The organism is Cellulosimicrobium sp. MI9406 (genome assembly GCF_040595865.1).
GTDB classification, from domain to species: Bacteria; Actinomycetota; Actinomycetes; order Actinomycetales; family Cellulomonadaceae; genus Cellulosimicrobium; species Cellulosimicrobium funkei.
The window spans coordinates 113,470-131,297 of sequence record NZ_JALIZI010000007.1; the positions used below are offsets into that span (position 1 = coordinate 113,470).

Consider the following 17,828-nt stretch of genomic DNA (forward strand, 5'->3'; position numbering starts at 1 on the left):
GACCTGGGGACCGTCGTGCCGGACCGGCGTCCCGGGCCCGCCGGAGCGCGCCCTGTGCACAACTCTAGTCGAACACGTGTTCGATCACGGAACCCGCCCCGGCGTGTCCGCGACTCGCGGGCTCACCCGTCGTCGTCCGCGGACCACGACTCCCCGGGCCGCAGCACGACGACCCGCGTCCCGGGCGCCTCGCGCTGCGCGGCCGCCTTGAACGCCGCGCCCGCGTGGTCCATCCAGCCGCGCGGCAGGTGCTGGCCGCCCGGCGCGTGCAGCGTCCCCCAGTGCACCGGGACCGCGACCCGCACCCCGACCTCGGCGCACACCCGCGCGGCCTGCACCGGGCCCAGGTGCCCGCCCGAGAGCCGCGGCCCCCACCCGCCGACCGGCACGAGGGCCACGTCCACCGGGCCGCCCGCGAGCGCCGGGAGGTGCGCCATGCCGGGGTGGTGCTCGGTGTCGCCCGCCACCCACACGCGCAGATCGTCGGGACCGGTGGTCCGCACGAGGTGACCGTTCGCGGCGTTGGGCCGGTGCGGCATCGGCCGGTGCCCGTGCACCGCGGTGACGAGCCGCGTCTCGACCCCGGCCCCCGGCGGGCCCACCGCGTGCCACTCGTCGCCCAGCCCGACGCCGCGCAGCCCCTTGCCGCGCAGCCACCGCGCGTTGGCGGGTGCCGTGAGGACCGGCACGTCGCCGAGGAGCCGCAGCGACCGCAGCTCGGCGTGGTCGTGGTGGAGGTGGGACAGCAGGACGGCGTCGCCGCCCCGCCACACCGGGGCCGGCTGCTCGCCGCGCCGGCGGAGCATCCCCGCGTGCCGGTGCAGGAGCGGGTCGGTCACGAGCCGCGCCGTCGGCCCGCCGGGGGTCGCGGCGAGGTCGAGGACCGCGCTCGAGTGGCCGAGCCACGTCACGGTGACGCTCACGCGCCGCTCCCCCGGCCCGGCGCGTCCTCGGCCACCGGCCGCCGTACCCCCAGGTCGGTGAGCCACGCGACGAGCCGGCGGTGCACCGCCTCCGCCCCGACGAGCATCGGCGTGCCGTCGACGTCCTCGAGCTCGTCGTCGGGCACCGCGAGGTGCGCGGGGTGCACCAGCACCGCCTGGTTCTGCGCCCCGCCGAGGCCGCCGTGCGACCCGACCAGGCCCTCGAACGCGTGCACCATCCCGACCTCGTCGACGCTGGACACGAGCACGAGGTCCCCGGCGTCCTCCAGCCCGGCGACGCGCACGAGGTCCGCCGCCGCGCGCGACCCGAACGACGCGAGCGGGTCGGCGCCCACGACCTCGCCCGTCAGCAGGTCGCGCGAGCCACCCCGGCCGTGCGCCCGGACCTCCCCGTGCGGACCGCGCTCGACGACGACGCCGACCGCGGGGTTCGCGACGAGCCCCGGGAGCAGCGCGGGCCACCGGGCGCGGACCTCGTCGCCCGAGAGGCGCCGCGGCTCGCGCGGGAACCACACCATCCCGAGGTTGCCCGACCCGACGACCGCGACCTCGGGCAGCTCGGGCACGGCGGGTGCGGCGTCGGCGCGGCGCTCGGAGCGGTCCGGGCCCACGAGCATGCGACCCGCCTGCGCGTCCGGCTGCCCGGGCCGCAGCGCGTTGAGGGCCGTGTTCGCGGGGCCCCACGCCTCGCTGTCCGGGGCCGTCGCCCGACGCCGGCCCTCGCCCCGGGCGGACCCGGCGCCGTCCCGCGCGCGGCCGTCGTCGTCCGCACGAGCCCCGTCAGCGGGCGGGTCGAGCGCCATGAGGCGTCGCACCTCGTCGAGGAAGGACCGCCCGGTGACCTGCTCGAACGTCGGGCCGAGCGACTGCCCGTGGTCCGAGAGCACGACGACGTCGTAGCGCCGGGGCGCGACCGCCGCGACCTGCTCCCAGAGCCCGACGACGCGGTCCAGGCCCTCGAGCGCGCGCAGCGACTCGGGCCGCAGCGGCCCGGCGTGGTGCGCGATCTCGTCGTAGTCCACGAGGTCGACGCAGACGACGGGCGCCCCGCGCACGAGCTGCTCCGCGACGAGCGTCGTGTTGAGGTCGCGGAGCACGACGTTCGTCACGGCGCGCAGCACCGGGTACCAGCCGAGGCGCGAGACGCGCGGCTCGACGCCGCGCACGGCCTGCTGCCAGCCCTGGTAGAGCTCCTTGAGCAGCTCGCCGAGCGCGACGACCACGGCGCGCACGAGGACGAACGGGCTCGCGAAGAAGTGCACGAACATCTGCCCGGGCCCCAGGCCCTCGCGCGCCCGGCTCATGACGAGCAGGCTCGTCGCCGCGTCCCCGGAGAACATCGTCGAGACGGCGACGCCGCCGCCCGCGAGCAGACCCGCGCCGTCGCTCGTGCGCGCCTCGACCGCCGCCGCGTCCGCGGGCCGGTTCGTCACGACGAGCCGCCCCAGCGCGCGCGACCACCACCGGAAGGCGGGGACGTGCTCGGTCGACCCGTGCAGGAGCCCGACGGTCGAGGCCGGCGTCGTCGCGGGCACGCGGGCCCACCACGTCGTGAGGTGGTGGCTGCCGTCGCCGAGCCACCGCGCGAGCGTCGGGGCCAGGCCGGCCTGGAGGGCGTAGTCGAGCGTGGGGCGCGCGACGCCGTCGAGCAGGACGACGAGCAGGCCCGCCGGGCGCTCCGCGGCGGCGCCCGCGGCGGCGCCCCGGGGCACGCCCGCCTGACGTCGCGCGCGCCGGAGCAGGTCCCCGATCACGTACTCGTTGTCGCTCGCCCCGACGACCCAGCGCCCGAGCGCCATGAGCACGGCCGCGATGACGAGGACGGCGACGACGTCGGTCCACGTCCCGCTGCGGAACCCCGGGAGGTAGGTGAGCGCGGCCCACGCGACCGCGACCTGGGCGACCACGCCCGACACGAGCGCGCCGACGACGCCGGACCGGCGCGCGACCCCGCGCAGCACCGGGCGCAGCAGCGCGTCGCCCACCGCCACCGCGAGCGCCGCGAGGACGAGCGACCAGGGGTTCGTCACCTCGACCCCGGGGACGAGCCAGATCGCGAGCCCCAGCCCGGCCGCCGTCGAGACGAGCGACCAGGCCGCGCCGCGCACGTCGGCGGCGGTGAGGCGCAGCGTGGCGAGGCGGCCGCGGGCGGGAACGCTCATGCCGCCATCATCGCGGGGCACGGCAGGGTACGCCCCTCGGGCGTCCCCGGGTCCCGGGCAGGTCGAGGCCGGGCAGGTGGGGGCCGGGCAGGTCGGGGCCGGTCAGCGGCGCGGCGGTGCCTGGCGGTGGTCGTCGTTCCCCCAGCGCCGCGCGTCGGGCACGTCGAGCGCGTCGCACAGCGCGTGCCAGACGACGCGCGGCTCGACCCCGTCCTCGAGCGCCTGGGCGGCGGTCCGGTCGTCGAGCGCGGACAGCACCTGCTCGCGCACGTAGGCGCGGCCCAGGGCCGCACCGAACACCTCGTCGACCAGCTCGGAGAACTCGCGGTAGCGCACGGACCAAGCCTTGCACGGATCCGTGGCCGCCCGGTCGCGCGCCGGGACGCGCGGGCCGCACCGCGTCGCCCGGGGTCGCCCCGGGTCGCACCGAAGTCGCCCGGGGTCGCACCAGGTCTCTCCGAGGGCGCACGGGCGGGCCGCCGGGGCGCCGGCACGCTGCGGCGGGCGCGTGTGGGTGGGCAGCCCCAGAATGGGCGCGTGACCTCGGACCCGCTCGCCCGCTTCGCCGCGCCCACGCGCGCGTGGTTCTCGGGCGCGTTCGACGCGCCGACCGCCGCGCAGGCCGGTGCGTGGGAGGCCGTGTCGAGCGACCGGCACGCCCTCGTGGTCGCGCCGACGGGCTCGGGCAAGACGCTCGCCGCGTTCCTCTGGTCGCTCGACCGGATCCTCGCCGCGCCCCCGGACGAGGCCCCGGCTCGCGAGGCGCGCTGCCGCGTCGTCTACGTCTCCCCGCTCAAGGCGCTCGCCGCGGACGTCGAGCGGAACCTGCGCTCGCCGCTCGCGGGCATCCGCCAGGCCGCGGTGCGGCTCGGGCTCGACGTGCCGGACGTCGTCGTCGGCACCCGCACCGGGGACACCCCCACGAGCGAGCGCCGCCGGCTCGCGACCCACCCGCCCGACATCCTCATCACGACGCCCGAGTCGCTGTTCCTCGTGCTGACGTCGCAGGCGCGCGCGGGGCTCGTGGGCGTCGAGACGGTGATCGTCGACGAGATCCACGCGGTGGCGGGCACCAAGCGGGGCGCTCACCTGGCCGTGTCGCTCGAGCGCCTGGACGCGCTGCTCGAGGCGCACGAGCGGCCCCCGGCGCAGCGCGTCGGGCTCTCGGCCACGGTCCGTCCCGTCGAGGCGGTCGCGACCTTCCTGGGCGGGCACCGGCCCGAGGCCGAGGGCGGGCGCGAGGTCGTCGTCGTGCAGCCGCCGTCGAGCAAGCGCATCGAGGTCGACGTCGTCGTGCCCGTCCCGGACCTCTCGGACCTCGGGACGGCGGCGCTCGTGCCGGACGCCGGGTCGCGGTCGGACGGCGGCCTGCCGCCCCTGCCCCCCGGCGAGCGCGACCTCACGGGCCCGGCGACGTCGCGCCCGACGGGCGCGCCCGACGTCCGGCCGCCGCGCCCGTCGGTCTGGCCGCACGTCGAGGAGCGGGTCGTCGACCTCGTCACCGACCACCGCTCCACGCTGGTCTTCACGAACTCTCGCCGCGGGGCGGAGCGCCTCACGGCGCGCATGAACGAGCTGTGGGCCGAGCGCCAGGGCGAGGACGTGCTCGACCCGGGCACGGTCACCGCGGCGCAGGTGCAGGCGCAGTCGGGCGCGAGCTCGGGCGTCGAGCCCGTCATCGCCCGCGCGCACCACGGGTCGATGAGCCGGGCCGAGCGCACGCGCACGGAGACCGAGCTCAAGGACGGCCGGCTGCCCGCGGTGGTCGCGACGTCGAGCCTCGAGCTCGGTATCGACATGGGCGCGGTGGACCTCGTCGTCCAGGTCGGGGCGCCGCCCTCGGTCGCGTCGGGCCTGCAGCGGATCGGGCGCGCGGGCCACCAGGTGGGGGCCGTGTCGCACGGCGTGGTGTTCCCCACGCACCGGGGCGACCTCGTGCCGTCGGCGGTCGTCGCCGAGCGCATGCGCTCCGGAGGCATCGAGGAGCTCCACGTGCTCGCCAACCCGCTCGACGTCCTCGCCCAGCAGGTCGTCGCGATGGTCGCGGTCGACGAGTGGACGGTCGCGGAGCTCGCGACGCTCGTGCGGCGCAGCGAGCCCTACGCGCACCTCGGTGACGCGTCGCTGCACGCCGTCCTCGACATGCTCGCGGGCCGCTACCCGAGCGAGGACTTCGGCGAGCTGCGCGCGCGGATCGTGTGGGACCGCGCGTCGGGCCGGCTGACCGGGCGGCCGGGCGCGCTGCGGCTCGCCGCGACGAGCGGCGGCACGATCCCCGACCGCGGGATGTACGGCGTGTTCCTCGCGACGGACGCCGGGACCGGGACCGTCGCGGGCGACCCGGACACCGCGGGCGGCCGCGCCCCGCGCGGCGGCAAGCGCGTCGGCGAGCTCGACGAGGAGATGGTCTACGAGTCGCGCGTCGGCGACACGTTCACGCTCGGGTCGAGCACGTGGCGCATCGAGGACATCACGCCCGACCGCGTGCTCGTCACGCCCGCGCCGGGCATCCCGGGGCGGCTGCCGTTCTGGAAGGGCGACTCCCCCGGCCGACCCGCCGAGCTCGGCCGTGCGCTCGGCGCGTGGGTGCGCGAGACGGACGCGCTCGCCGCCACCGACCCCGACGCCGCGACAGACCGGCTCCGCACGGCAGGCCTCGACGCGTGGGCGAGCGACAACCTGCTGGCCTACCTGCGCGAGCAGCGCGACGCGACCGGGCGCGTCCCGGACGACCGCACGGTCGTCGTCGAGCGCTTCCGCGACGAGCTCGGCGACTGGCGCGTCGTCGTGCACTCGCCGTACGGCGCGAAGGTGCACGCGCCGTGGGCGCTCGTGCTCGCCGCGCGCCTGCGCGAGCGTTACGGGGTCGACGCCGCCGCGATGCACGCCGACGACGGCATCGTCCTGCGGCTCCCGGACACCGGGGACTCGTGGCTCGAGGGAGCGGCCGACGGCTCGGGCGGCCTCGGCGGGGACGCGCCCGTCGTCGGCGTCGAGGACCTGCTCCTCGACCCGGACGACGTGCTCGACGCGGTGCGCGACGAGCTCGGCGGGTCGGTGATGTTCGCGTCGCGGTTCCGCGAGGCCGCCGCCCGCGCGCTCCTGCTGCCCCGGCGTCGTCCGGACCGGCGCCAGCCGCTGTGGCAGCAGCGGCAGCGCTCGGCGCAGCTCCTGTCGGTGGCGTCGGAGTACCCGGAGTTCCCGATCGTCCTCGAGGCCGCCCGCGAGTGCCTGCAGGACGACTTCGACGTCGCGGCGCTCACCGACCTCATGCGCGACCTCGCCGCCGGGCGCGTGCGCCTCGTCGAGGTGACGACCCCGACGCCGTCGCCCTTCGCGCAGTCCCTCCTCTTCGGGTACACCGCCCAGTTCCTCTACGACGGCGACGCCCCGCTCGCGGAGCGCCGCGCCGCCGCGCTGTCGCTCGACCCCACGCTCCTCGCCGAGCTCCTGGGCGGCGACGGCGTCGCGGCCCAGCTCGCCGACCTGCTCGACCCCGCCCAGATCGAGCGGACCGAGGCCGAGCTCGGCGCGCTCGCGCCCGAGCGGCAGGCGCGGCACGCCGAGGACGTGTGGGACGTGCTGCGCCGGCTGGGCCCGCTCACCGAGGCCGAGGTCGCGGCACGGACCCGCGAGGACGTGCGCGCCGACGTCGCGGCCTGGCTGCGCGAGCTCGAGGCCGCGCGCCGCATCATGCCCGTGCGGCTCGCGGGGGTCGCGCCCGAGCGTGCGCAGCAGTGGGCGGTCGTGGAGGACGCCGGCCGCCTGCGCGACGCGCTCGGCGTCGCGCTGCCCGTCGGCATCCCCGAGGTGTTCACCGAGCCCGTCCCCGACCCGCTCGGCGACCTCGTGCGCCGCCACGCCCGCACGCACGGCCCGTTCACCGCCGCCGACCTCGCCGCACGCCTCGGGCTGGGCGTCGCCGTCGTCGTGCAGACGCTCGAGCGGCTCGAGGCGGCCCGGCTCGTCGTGCGCGGGCGGCTGCGGCCGGAGGCGATCGGCGGCACGGGCGACGACTGGTGCGACGCCGAGGTGCTGCGCGTCCTGCGCCGGCGCTCGCTCGCCGCGCTGCGCGCCGAGGTGGAGCCCGTCCCCGCCGAGACGCTGGGCGTCTTCCTCCCGCGTTGGCAGGGGCTCGGCGCGCTGCGCGGCGTCGACGGGCTGCTGCGCGTCGTCGAGCAGCTCTCGGGCGCGGCCGTCCCCGCGTCGGCGCTCGAGACCCTCGTGCTCCCGGCGCGCGTCAGCGACTACACCCCCACGATGCTCGACGAGCTGACGACGACCGGCGAGGTCGTGTGGTGCGGGCACGCCCCGCTGCCCGGCTCGGGCGGCGACGGGCTCGTCAGCCTGCACCTCGCGGAGTGGGCGCCGCTCACGCTGCCCGACCCGGGCCCGGCGCCCGAGACCGGCCTCCATGCCACGCTGCTCGACCTGCTGGAGGGCTCGGGCGGGTACTTCCTCCCGCGGCTGGCCGAGCGCGCCGGCGCGGAGACCGTCCCGACGCTCGAGGCGCTGTGGGACCTCGTGTGGTCGGGCCACGTGACGAACGACGGCCTCGGCTCGCTCCGCGCACGGCTCGGCGCCGCCGGGGGGACCCACCGCGCGCCGCGCGCCCCGGCGCGGGCCCGGCCGCTCGCGCGCGGCCGGTTCGCGGGCCTGCGACCGCCGACGTCGCCCGAGACGGCCCTGCGCGGCGGCGCCGGGCGGTGGTCGGCGCTGCCCCCGCGCGAGCCCGACCCCACCCGCCGGGCGCACGCGCTCGCCCGCGTCCTGCTCGACCGCCACGGCGTGCTCACGCGCGCCGTCGCGCCCGCCGAGGGCGTCGCGGGGTCGTTCCGCGCGGTGTACCGCGTGCTGAGCGAGCTGGAGGCCACGGGGGCGGCGCGGCGCGGGTACTTCGTCGAGCACCTCGGCGGCTCGCAGTTCGCGCTCCCCGGCGCGGTCGACCAGCTCCGGACCGACGCGCAGGACCGTGAGCGCGCGCTCGAGGCCGACGCCGCGGCGGCAGCGTCCGACCCGTTCGCCCCGCTCCCCGACGCGCGGACGTCGCGCGGCGGTCCGCGTCCCGGCGCCGTGCTGCTCGCCGCGACGGACCCGGCGAACCCCTACGGCGCGGCGCTGCCGTGGCCCGCCCGCCCGTCGACCGGACCGGGCGCACCCGGCGCGCCCGGCACGGACGGCACGACCGGCGAGGGCTCGCGCGGCCACCGCCCGGGCCGCAAGGCGGGCGCCGTCGTCGTGCTGAGCGACGGCGACCTCGCGCTCTACGTCGAGCGCGGCGGGCGGTCCGTGCTGTCCTTCGTGGACGGCCCGCGGCTCGCCGAGGCGAGCGCGGCGCTGGTCCGCGCCGTACGGGCGGGCACGCTCGGGAAGATCGTGGTGCAGCGCGTCGACGGCGTCGAGGCCCTCGCGGGCGCCGGCACGACCCGGACCCCGGCGGACGACGCGGTGCGCGCGCTGCTCGACGCCGGCTTCCGCGCGACGCCGCGCGGCCTGCGGGCGGCCTGACGTGCGGCGGTCGTCGCGCGCCCCCGGCCACGGGAGGCGGTCGCGTGCCCGAGGGTGACATCCTGCGTCTCGTCTCGGCCCGCCTCGACGAGGCGCTCAAGGACCGGGTGCTGGTCCGCTCGGACCTGCGGTGGCCGAGCGCGGCGGAGATCGACCTGGTCGGGCGGACGGTCGTCGGGAACCAGGCCTACGGGAAGCACCTGTTCACGCGGTTCGACGACGGCCGGTCCCTGCACACGCACCTGCGCATGGAGGGGTCGTGGCGGCTCGCCCGGACGGGCACCCACGACGCGCGCGGGGCGGAGCCGAACGTGCGCGTCGTCCTCGCGAACGAGTGGTGGACGGCGGTCGGGAACCGGATCGGCATGCTGCACGTGCTGCGCACCGCGGACGAGCGCGTGATCGTCGGGCCGCTGGGTCCCGACGTGCTCGGCGACGACTTCCGGGAGACCGGGCTGCCCGAGGCGGCCGCGCGGATGCGGGCCGACGACGCGGCGGGCGGGAGCGGCCCCCGGTACCGGCCGGAGCGTGCCGCGACGGGCGTGCCCGTCGCGGAGGCCCTGCTCGACCAGCACCTCGTCGCCGGCATCGGCACGATCTACACGGCCGAGTCGCTCTTCGCCGAGCACGTCTACCCGTGGACGCCCGTCCGCGACGTCGAGGACCTCGAGGGCCTCCTGCTCACGGCGCGCACGCTCATGCAGCGCACGGTGCGGCACGGGTTCGACCCGCGCGCCGGCGTCGTGCGGCACGTGCACGGGCGCACACGAAAGGCGTGCCACGTGTGCGGCACGCCTGTCGCGGAAGGTACGGCGAACGAGCCCCCGTACGACCGTCCGATCTTCTGGTGTCCGACCTGCCAGGCACCGCCCGCAGCAGGATGACGGCGGGCGTCGCTGCCCCCGCTCCCGGTGCGGCCGGTCCCGGCCCGACCGTCAGCCGACGGGCTGCAGGTCCTCGCGGCGTGCCGTGCCCTCGGGATGCTGGCGACCCAGCACGGCCGTCGCGAAGTCGGCCGGGATGGTGTCGGGGATCAGCAGACCCTCGGCGACGGCGACCCGGTCGCTGACCTCGCGCAGCACCAACGACATCGGGATGTCGAGCGCCTCGCAGATCGAGCCGAGGAGCTCCGACGACGCTTCCTTCTGACCGCGCTCGACCTCGCTGAGGTAGCCCAGCGAGACCCGTGCGGCGGAGGACACCTCTCGCAGGGTGCGCCCCTGTCGCTGGCGAGCGTCTCGCAGCACGTCCCCGATCTCTCGTCGAAGAACAATCATCTGGCGACCCCCTTCCGTGTCCCGTGCGCCCCCGGGAGCCGGAGAGGCCCCCACCTGGGTGCGCGAACTGCTCGTGCCGGTCTTCCTGTTCACTGCCCCGCGTGACGGGGTCGTCCTACCGTACCCCGCCCGCGGTCCGCTCACGTCGCCGGTGCCCCGTGCGGGACGGGGCGCGGGCGCGTTGTCCGTGCGTCCCACCGGTCGGTTGACGGTCCTGTTGGCGATCACGTGCTGTGCAACGTCGCGACGTGGGGTGTTGTTCCCGCGCCGGGCCTCCCGGCCGCTCCCCCGCGGCACGTTCACGACGTCTCCACGACGCCTCCGGCCCGGTCCACGCCCGGCCGGGCGGCCGACGCTCCCGCCGACGATTTCACCCGGCACGGGGCATCGTCACGCCCTCGGTGGCCGGAGCCCGACCGCCGCGCGCGCGAGCGCCACCGCGGCGGCCACGGTGGCGGCGCGGACGGCCGCGCGGTCGCCCGCCAGGTGCAGCTCTCGCACCTCCGTGCCCCCCGGTCCGCTCGCGGCGACGAAGACGGTCCCCGGGGCCCGGCCGTCCTGCGGGTCGGGGCCCGCGACGCCCGTGGTCGCGACCCCGACGTCGGCCCCCAGCACGCCGCGCACGCGCTCGGCCATCTGGCGTGCGACCTCCGGGTGCACGGCCCCGTGCGCCGCGAGCAGGTCGCCGTCGACGCCGAGGACCGACTCCTTGACGTCGGTCGCGTACGCGACGACGGCGCCCCGGAGCACGCGCGAGGCGCCGGGCACGTCGACGATCGTCGCGCTGAGCAGGCCGCCCGTGAGCGACTCGGCCGTCGCGAGGGTCCACCCGCGGGCCTCCAGAGCGCCGAGCAGCTCGACGACGTCGGGCCGGACGTCCGGGCCGGTGACCGACGAGCTCCCCGGCGGGACCGGAGCGTCGGTCACGAGACGGGCGCGCCGTCCGTGCTCGGACCCCGCTCGACGACCCGGGCCGCGCGCACCGCGTCGCGGCGCAGGCGCCAGCCCTGGTACGCGTACTCCAGGCCGGTCACGACGGTGACGAGGATGGCCGCGGCGAGGACGATCCAGGCGACGACGCCGACGAACGCCGGCAGGTGCGCGAGCGGCAGCACGAAGAGCGTGATCGCGACGGTCTGCAGCACGGTCTTGAGCTTCCCGCCGCGGGACGCGGGCATGACCGCGTACTTGAGGACGGCGAACCGCAGGAGCGTGACGCCCAGCTCGCGCGCGAGCACGACGACGGGGACCCACCAGGGCAGCTCGCCGAGCGGCCACGCCAGCAGCACGAGGGCGGTGCCCACGAGCAGCTTGTCCGCGATGGGGTCGAGGAGCTTGCCCAGGTCCGTGACGAGGTCGTAGCGCCGCGCGAGGTAGCCGTCGAGGCGGTCCGACGTGGCGGCGAGGACGAAGATGCCCGTCGCGACGAGGCGCCACGTGACGGACTCCCCGCCGTCGACGAGCAGCGCCCACGCGAAGAACGGGACGAGCAGGATCCTCGCCATGGTGACGAGGTTCGCGGAGTTCCACGGCGAGGGGACGGCGTTGACCACGTCACCAGCCTAGGGGGTCGTCCGGGGTGCGCCGACCGTCGGCAGCACCACCGGCCGCCCGGGTCACCGCCAGCCCGACTCCACGTCGGCGCCGTCGTGGTACTCCGTCGCGACCGGGGGCATGTGCCCGTCGGTGCCCTCGCCGTAGTCGTGGCCGCCCCCTGCGCCCGGGGGCGCGGGGGCCGCGGCGGGCGCCTGGCCGTCGAAGACGTCCTGCGCGGGCTCGCCCCGGATGAGGGCGAGCGCCGACGGCAGCTCCTCGGGCGTCACGAGCACCTCGCGGGCCTTGGACCCCTCGGACGGCCCGACGATCTCGCGCGACTCCAGGAGGTCCATGAGGCGACCCGCCTTGGCGAACCCGACGCGCAGCTTGCGCTGGAGCATCGACGTCGAGCCGAACTGCGACGTCACGACGAGCTCGGCCGCCTGGAGCAGCAGGTCGAGGTCGTCGCCGATGTCCTCGTCGATCTGCTTCTTCGTGGCCGCCTGCGTGACGTCCTCGCGATAGACGGGCTTGAGCTGGCTCTTCACGTGCTCGACGACGGCGTGCACCTCGGACTCCGAGACCCACGCGCCCTGCACGCGCATGGGCTTGGCCGCGCCCATGGGCAGGAACAGGGCGTCGCCCTGGCCGATGAGCTTCTCCGCGCCGGGCTGGTCGAGCACGACGCGCGAGTCCGCGAGGGACGACGTCGCGAACGCGAGCCGCGACGGAACGTTCGCCTTGATGAGGCCCGTCACGACGTCGACCGACGGACGCTGCGTCGCGAGCACCAGGTGGATGCCCGCCGCGCGCGCGAGCTGCGTGATGCGCTGGATCGAGGCCTCGACGTCGCGCGGGGCGACCATCATGAGGTCGGCGAGCTCGTCGACGACGACCAGCAGGTACGGGTAGGTCGCGATCTTGCGCTCGGAGCCGGGCAGCGGCTTGACCTTCCCGGCGCGGACGGCGGCGTTGAAGTCGTCGATGTGCTTGAACCCGAACGCGGCGAGGTCGTCGTAGCGGGCGTCCATCTCGCGGACGACCCAGTCGAGGGCCTCCGCGGCCTTCTTCGGGTTCGTGATGATGGGCGTGATGAGGTGCGGGATGCCCTCGTAGATCGTCAGCTCGACGCGCTTGGGGTCCACGAGCACGAGCCGCACCTGCTCGGGCGTCGAGCGCATGAGGATCGACGTGATCATGGAGTTGATGAAGCTCGACTTGCCCGCGCCCGTCGCGCCCGCGACGAGGATGTGCGGCATCTTCGCGAGGTTCGCGACGACGTAGCCGCCCTCGACGTCCTTGCCGACGCCCATGACCATGGGGTGCTCGGTGCGCCGCGCGGCCGACGACCGCAGGACGTCGCCGAGCACGACCGTCTCGCGGTCCGTGTTGGGGATCTCGATGCCGATGGCCGACTTGCCGGGGATCGGCGCGAGGATGCGCACGTCGGCGCTGGCCACCGCGTACGCGATGTTGTTGGACAGCGACGTGATGCGCTCGACCTTGACCTTGGGCCCGACCTCGACCTCGTAGCGCGTGACCGTCGGGCCGCGCGTGAACCCGGTGACCTTCGCGTCGACCTCGAACTGCTCGAACGTCTGCGTGAGCGCCTCGACCACGCGGTCGTTCGCGGCGGAGCGCACCTTGTGCGGCGCGCCCTTGACGAGCGCGTCCTCGTCGGGGAGCAGGTAGACCGTGTCGCCCTCGAGCATGGGCTGCACGCCCCGCGGCATCGGGGCGGGCGGGGGCGGCGGCACGCTGCCGGCGCCGTCCTCCGGGGAGGGCGCGACCGCGCCCATCGCGGCCGCCGCCGTGTCCTGCGCGGTCCCCTGCCCGACGGCGGGGACCACCTCCGTGGCGGCGGTGCCGGCGGCCGGCTCCTCCGCGCGACGCTTCTTCCCCCGGCCGCGCGGCGCGTCGTCCTCGTAGTCGAGGAACGCGGCCGTCTCGAACGCCTCGTCGCCCGAGAAGCCGCCCTCGGGCTTCTCGATCTCGGCCGCCTCCGCCGCGCGCTGGGCCTTGGTGCGCCGCGGCTTGCGCGGTCGGCGACCCGTCGGCGGCTCGCTGCCGTCGTGGCGCGAGACGCCCTCCGCGAGCGGGAGCCCGTCGGCGTCGAGCGCGTCGTCCTCGGTGCGGTGGTTGCCGGTGAGCACGTCGTAGAGGCCGCGCAGCCGGCTCGGGATGCGGTGCACGGGCGTCGCGGTGACGACGAGCAGCCCGAAGAACCCGAGGAGCAGGAAGATGGGGACGGCGAACCACGGCGTCAGCCCGGCGGTCACGGGCGTGGCCGCCAGGTAGCCGACGATGCCCCCCGCGTCCTGCACCGCCGCGAAGCCGTCCCGCGGCGCGGGCAGGTCCTCCGAGATGTGCACGAGGGAGCACACGGACACGACGATGAGCGTGAGCCCGATCGCGACGCGCGAGTTCGCCTGGGCGCGCTCGGGGTGCCGCATGATGCGCACCGCGAGCCAGAGCAGCAGGACCGGGACCGCGACGCCGGCGAGACCGAACGTCCCCGCGACGACGCCGTGGACGACCTTGCCGAACGTGCCCTGGATGCCCCACCACTCGCGGGCCGCGACGACGACCGCGAGGGCGATGAGGGTGAACGCGACGCCGTCGCGCCGGTGTGCCGGGTCCAGCTCTCTTGCTCCTCTTCCGATGGTGCGCACGAGCGATCCCACGCCGTGCGCGGCGCCGAGCCAGACCCCCCGCACCGCCCGGACGGGCCACGGCGGCCCTGCCGCCGGGCGACGCGCCGGGCGGCGCGCGCTGGAGGAGGAGGACCGTCCGCGACCGGTTCCGGCGCGCGACGTGCCGCGGGCCGTGGACGAACCGCCGCGCGCCGCGGTGCGGGGCGCTGGTGTGCGGTTGCTCGCGGTCCGACGTGCCTGCGGGGACGTGCGGGTCGCCATAGTGGTCCTAACCTACCTGCGAGGGACGACGGCGCCCGGGACCCCGGGGCGCGTGTCCCCGGCGGACCGGGGTGCGGGCACGTGCCCGCGACCCGTTCCCGCGAGGACGAGCGGAGGACCGATGGACGATCACGCGGGCGTGCGGCGCAGCACCGCCGACGCGACCACGGACGGCGAGCAGGCGCACGCGCGCGACCTCGTGGAGGTCCGCCCGGGGGTCTGGGTGGCCACCGCGACGATCTGGACGACGACGTCGACGGTCGTGGTCGCGCCCGACGGCGCGGCGCTCGTCGTCGACCCCGCGGTCACGGTCGAGGAGGTCGAGGCGCTGGCCGCCGCCGTCCACGGCCGCGGCTGGCGCGTGACGGCCGGGTTCGCGACCCATCCGCACTGGGACCACGTGCTGTGGTCCCGCTCCTTGGGCGACGCCCCGCGCTACGCCACGGCCCGCGGCGCCGACGCCGTCCGGGCGCGGGGAGCGGACCTGGTCGCCGCGACCGACGCCGCGGCGCCCGGCCACGACCCGACGCTCGTCGGCGCGCTCACGCCGCTCCCCCGCGGCGCACGACGCCTGCCGTGGCCGACAGCACCGGACCCCGGGCAGGCCGAGGAGCGAGCCGACGCGCGGGCCGACGGGAAGACCGACGTCGTCGTGGTCGAGCACGACGCCCACGCGCCGGGGCACGCGGCGCTCGTCGTGCGGGGCGTGCTGCTCGCGGGCGACATGCTCTCGGACGTGGAGGTGCCGCTCGTCGACACCGGGTCGCGCGACCCGGTGCGCACGTACCGTGGGGCGCTCGACGCGCTCGAGCTCGCGGCGCGCGACGTCGACGCGCTCGTCCCGGGCCACGGGAGCCCGGCCGTCGGCCGTGCCGCCGTCGCCGCGCGCTTCGCGGCCGACCGCGCCTACCTCGACGCGCTCGAGCATGCGGTCGCGCACGCCGACGCCGTGGTGCGCGACGACCGGCTCACGGGCTACGTCGCGACGTGGCACGAGGAGCAGCTCGCCGCGCTCCGCGCGCGCTGACGTCCCACGGCTCCGGGCTCAGTCGTCGAGCCCGAGCTCGACCGACCGCGCGAGCGCGGCGTCGAGGGCCCGCTCGTCGGTGACGAGGCGGTGCAGGTGCCGCGCCGCGACGTGCAGGGCGTCCAGGTCGGAGCCGTACACGCTCACCATGCCCCCCTCGGGGTCGAATCCGACGGCGCCCAGCACGTCCGGCTCGTGGTCGGTCAGCGTGGCCTGGAGCGCGCCGGAGAAGTCGTAGCCCGAGCCCTCGACGCCGTGCCGCTCGAGCGCACCCTGGTGGTGGTGCCACTCCGGCCCGCCGGGCGAGTAGATGATGCTCCACCCCTGCGCCAGCGTGACGAGACGGACGGGGTCGAGCGGGACGAAGTCCTCGGCGGTGGTCATGCCGGAACCGTAGCGAGAGCCACCCACGTCCGGGCTCCGGGTTCGGTCAGCCGAGGAAGAGGCCGACGGCGAGGGTCACGACGCCCGCCGCGAGGACGACGGCCCCCGCGGGCAGCAGCGCGACGGCCCGGTTCGGCGTCTCGCGACCGGGGCCGACGGCCGACAGGAAGAAGCCGGCCGGGAGCAGGATCGCCGCGACGAGCACGCCGGTCGCCGCGAGCCACCGCCAGAGGCCGACGAGGCCCGTGGCTTCCGTGAGGAGCAGGCACACCAGGCCGAGGATGACGAGCACCCCGGCGTGCGCGTGCCCGGCGCGGAAGAACGACGTCTGGAACGCGGTGGCCGGGACCCGCCGTGTCACGACCCGGACGAGGAAGGCCCCGCCGGACTCGATGCCGACGACGGTGAGGAGGACGATGCCGGCGGTGAGGCGGGCGGCGTCGGTGAGCTCGAGCACGGGGACCTCCAGGAGCGACGCGAGAACTCGCGCACCGATTTACGAACACTGTTATAGAACATCGTTCGCGAACGCTCGTCAAGGCCTCTAGACTCGGCGCGTGGCACGACCTCGACTGCACGACGACGCCCTGCGCGACCGCCTCCTCGACGTGGCGTCGCGCGCCGTCTCCACGCACGGGGAGGCCGCGGTGACGGTCCGGTCGATCGCGACCGAGGCCGGGACGAGCGCATCGGCCGTCTACGCGCTCTTCGGCAGCCGCGACGAGCTCGTCGCCGCCGTCTCCGCGGAGGGCTTCCGGCGCTTCGCCGCACACCTCGCCACGGTCCCCCGCACCGACGACCCCGCTGCCGACCTGGCGGCCCTCGGCCGCGCGTACCGCGACTTCGCGCTGGCGGACCCGCACTTCTACGCCGTGATGTTCGCGCGCGGCGTCCGGCCGGGGCCGGACCGGCCCGAGGCGGTCGAGGAGCCCACGTTCCGCGTGCTGCGCGACGCCGTCGCGCGGCTCGTCCCGGAGGGCGCGGGTGCCGCCGACGTCGCGCTCGGCCTCTGGGGGCTCGTGCACGGCCTGGTCTCGCTCGAGCTCGCGGGCCTCGTGCCCGGCGGGGACGACGCCCGGGCGGCGCGCTACGCCGCGACGCTCGCCGCCGTCGGTCCGGGGCTCGTGCGGCGCGACGCCGACACCTAGGCCGGGAGCAGCAGGCCCGTCCGCCTGCCCACGGCGAGCGGACGCGCGGTCACCGGGCGTCGACTCCCGTGGCGGCACGCTGGCCCGCGGTGATCTCGCGGACGGTGCGCACCCACAGGACGAGCGCGAGGACGACGCCCGCGGTGCCCACCGTCTCCGCGACGGGCAGCAGCGCGAAGGTCCCGGCCGCACCGGCCGAGGAGAGCGTCGTCAGCTGCGTGGCGACGTTCGTCGCGACGCTCCACAGGAGCCACCCGGCCCACCACCACCCGAGGCCGCGGCGCGGGGCGACGACGGTCGCGGCGCGCACGTCGCGCACGACCTGGTACGGGAACCAGAACGCGACGACCGGCACGATCCACCCGAGCCAGACCCACACCCGGCTGCGCGCGTGCCCGCGCGCGGGCGACACGGCCTCGGCGAGCACGCGGCTCTGCCACAGCCACAGGCACGTCACGATCGCCGCGGCGAGCTGGACGGGAAGGAGCAGCAGGCCCACGGCGTCGTACCCGGTGAGGACCTCGGCGCTCGGGGTGCCGGCTCGGGCGGCGCGCTCGAACTCCTCGGCCGCGCCGAACGACGTGACCCAGGCCAGCACCTGCACGGCGGTGACCGCGACCGCGAGCGCGATCGTCCCCGTCGCGAGGCCGCCGGGGACGGGCGGTCGCGGGACGTAGCCGTACCCGCCGCCGTACGCGCCGTACACCGGGGCCGTCGGCTGCCCGTACACGGGTGCCGAGGGCGGCGTCAGCGCGGAGGGACCCGCGGACGGGGGCGCCGCCTGCCCGTACGCGGGGACGGACGCGGTGCCGTACGCGCCATACTGCGGTACCGGCCGGCCGGGCGCCGAAGGTTGTCCGGGGACGGGGCCGCCGGGCTGTCCGTAGGGCGGGACCCCGGAGGGGTCGTGGTGCGTCAAAGGGTGCC

14 protein-coding genes are annotated in these 17,828 nt (G+C 76.8%); 4 read left to right on the forward strand and 10 right to left on the reverse strand.

Annotated features, from left to right (window positions below):
* Positions 1–122 precede the first annotated feature (122 nt).
* From MT994_RS14180 to MT994_RS14190, 3 genes are all read right to left on the reverse strand, one after another.
* On the reverse strand, positions 123–923 hold the full coding sequence (locus MT994_RS14180) for an MBL fold metallo-hydrolase (RefSeq protein WP_354806778.1): 801 nt from the start codon (positions 921–923) through the stop codon (positions 123–125).
* Positions 920–3,106: an alkaline phosphatase family protein gene (locus MT994_RS14185; RefSeq protein WP_354806779.1), complete on the reverse strand. Its 2,187-nt coding sequence runs from the start codon at positions 3,104–3,106 to the stop codon at positions 920–922. The genes MT994_RS14180 and MT994_RS14185 overlap by 4 nt, the downstream gene beginning before the upstream one ends.
* Before the next feature lie 102 nt (positions 3,107–3,208).
* Positions 3,209–3,442 (reverse strand): DUF3046 domain-containing protein, encoded by a 234-nt coding sequence (locus MT994_RS14190; RefSeq protein ID WP_034655650.1) that lies wholly within the window; start codon positions 3,440–3,442, stop codon positions 3,209–3,211.
* 201 nt (positions 3,443–3,643) lie between these two features.
* Here MT994_RS14190 and MT994_RS14195 point away from each other — a divergent pair, with 201 nt between their 5' ends.
* Positions 3,644–8,614, forward strand: coding sequence for a DEAD/DEAH box helicase (locus MT994_RS14195; protein ID WP_354806781.1), 4,971 nt, complete (start codon positions 3,644–3,646; stop codon positions 8,612–8,614).
* 44 nt (positions 8,615–8,658) lie between these two features.
* The gene (locus MT994_RS14200) at positions 8,659–9,498 is read left to right on the forward strand and encodes a DNA-formamidopyrimidine glycosylase family protein (protein WP_354806783.1); all 840 of its coding nucleotides are present in this window, start codon (positions 8,659–8,661) and stop codon (positions 9,496–9,498) included.
* A 51-nt stretch (positions 9,499–9,549) separates the two neighbouring features.
* Here the strand turns inward: MT994_RS14200 and MT994_RS14205 are convergent, their stop codons facing one another.
* From MT994_RS14205 to MT994_RS14220, 4 genes are all read right to left on the reverse strand, one after another.
* Positions 9,550–9,891 carry a helix-turn-helix transcriptional regulator gene (locus MT994_RS14205; RefSeq protein ID WP_021483863.1) on the reverse strand — a complete coding sequence of 114 codons (342 nt, stop codon included), beginning with the start codon at positions 9,889–9,891 and terminating at the stop codon, positions 9,550–9,552.
* Positions 9,892–10,281: 390 nt separating this feature from the next.
* Positions 10,282–10,746, reverse strand: a complete 465-nt coding sequence (locus tag MT994_RS14210; RefSeq protein WP_354806926.1) for a CinA family protein — start codon at positions 10,744–10,746, stop codon at positions 10,282–10,284.
* Between the two features lie 68 nt (positions 10,747–10,814).
* Positions 10,815–11,444 (reverse strand): CDP-diacylglycerol--glycerol-3-phosphate 3-phosphatidyltransferase, encoded by a 630-nt coding sequence (gene pgsA / locus MT994_RS14215; RefSeq protein ID WP_021483781.1) that lies wholly within the window; start codon positions 11,442–11,444, stop codon positions 10,815–10,817.
* 63 nt (positions 11,445–11,507) lie between these two features.
* Complete coding sequence (locus tag MT994_RS14220) at positions 11,508–14,342, reverse strand: DNA translocase FtsK (protein ID WP_354806785.1); 2,835 nt, start codon at positions 14,340–14,342, stop codon at positions 11,508–11,510.
* 121 nt (positions 14,343–14,463) lie between these two features.
* Here MT994_RS14220 and MT994_RS14225 point away from each other — a divergent pair, with 121 nt between their 5' ends.
* Complete coding sequence (locus MT994_RS14225) at positions 14,464–15,369, forward strand: MBL fold metallo-hydrolase (RefSeq protein ID WP_354806786.1); 906 nt, start codon at positions 14,464–14,466, stop codon at positions 15,367–15,369.
* A gap of 18 nt (positions 15,370–15,387) precedes the next feature.
* On the opposite strand, the gene MT994_RS14230 is transcribed toward MT994_RS14225, so the two are convergent.
* Both MT994_RS14230 and MT994_RS14235 read right to left on the reverse strand, forming a co-directional pair.
* Positions 15,388–15,753: an Imm51 family immunity protein gene (locus MT994_RS14230; protein ID WP_061267556.1), complete on the reverse strand. Its 366-nt coding sequence runs from the start codon at positions 15,751–15,753 to the stop codon at positions 15,388–15,390.
* Between the two features lie 46 nt (positions 15,754–15,799).
* On the reverse strand, positions 15,800–16,210 hold the full coding sequence (locus tag MT994_RS14235) for a hypothetical protein (RefSeq protein WP_108051232.1): 411 nt from the start codon (positions 16,208–16,210) through the stop codon (positions 15,800–15,802).
* Between the two features lie 100 nt (positions 16,211–16,310).
* Between MT994_RS14235 and MT994_RS14240 the strand changes: the two genes are divergently transcribed.
* A complete protein-coding gene (locus MT994_RS14240; RefSeq protein ID WP_354806787.1) occupies positions 16,311–16,901 on the forward strand; it encodes a TetR/AcrR family transcriptional regulator in 591 nt (196 codons plus the stop codon).
* Positions 16,902–16,950: 49 nt separating this feature from the next.
* Here MT994_RS14240 and MT994_RS14245 read toward each other — a convergent pair whose 3' ends face one another.
* On the reverse strand, positions 16,951–17,631 hold the full coding sequence (locus MT994_RS14245; RefSeq protein ID WP_354806788.1) for a DUF4328 domain-containing protein: 681 nt from the start codon (positions 17,629–17,631) through the stop codon (positions 16,951–16,953).
* Positions 17,632–17,828 lie beyond the last annotated feature (197 nt).